We start from the raw sequence: 903 nt of genomic DNA, 5'->3' as shown, positions 1-903 counted from the left end.
TATTTCCGTTTGGCGCGGGGGTGCGCCGAATCATAGACCCTGGCCAGATGCTGAAAGTCAAGGTGAGTATAGACCTGCGTCGACGCGATGCTGGCATGGCCGAGCATTTCCTGCACCGCACGCAGGTCGCCGGACGACTGCAAAACATGCGAGGCAAATGAATGGCGCAGCATGTGCGGATGCACGCCAGTCAGCAGGCCTTTCGCCAGCGCGCGCCGCTTGAGCCGCTCCTCGATCAACCTGGGGCTGATTCGGCCACCGCGCTGCCCCACGAATAGCGCTATTTGCTCGGCGGAAGCCACTTCACCTCGTCGCCGCGCCCAAAGCCCAACGGCTTCGCGGGCCTTGCTGCCGACCGGAACCAGCCGCAGCTTGTTGCGCTTGCCGAGAACACGCACTTCACCAGCCAAAATATCTTCGAGGCTCGCCAGGTCCAGCGCAGCGAGTTCGGCAAGACGCAGGCCTGACGAATAGAAGAGCTCGAACATCGCCTGATCCCGAATTTCCATGACCGCATCGCTCGAAGAATCAAGGAGACGATTGGCTTCATCGGGCGACAGAACCTTCGGCAAGGCCTTGGACGTCTTTGGCGCCCGCACGCCGTCGACCGGATTCTGGGTCGTTTCACTGCGCTGACCAAGCCAGCGATAAAAACCGCGCCACGCGGAAAGCATGCGAGCCAGTGAGCGCCCACCCAAACCACGGGCGTGCAACTGGGCGATGAAACGGCGAATTTGATGCGTCTGGATCGTGTCGAATCGGTGATTTCCGGGCAACTCGCCGACAAGCCTGCCGAGAACACCCAGATCACGCCGGTAGTTGCTGACCGTATGCGGGGACTGTCGCCGTTGCTGAGCGAGTTCGTCGAGGTAAGCACTGACAAGCCCGTCGGTGAGCATGCAA

1 protein-coding gene is annotated in these 903 nt (G+C 61.1%); it reads right to left on the bottom strand.

The window, feature by feature from the left end:
- Positions 1-903 (bottom strand): tyrosine recombinase XerC (gene xerC, locus PROAA_RS13900; RefSeq protein WP_342669223.1); only part of this gene is annotated, 903 nt, incomplete at both ends.

The sequence above is a fragment of the Candidatus Propionivibrio aalborgensis genome, from assembly GCF_900089945.1.
In the GTDB taxonomy this organism is placed as follows: Bacteria; Pseudomonadota; Gammaproteobacteria; order Burkholderiales; family Rhodocyclaceae; genus Propionivibrio; species Propionivibrio aalborgensis.
The sequence above is the reverse complement of the archived record's forward strand: the minus strand, read 5'-3'. Positions and strand labels throughout refer to the sequence as shown.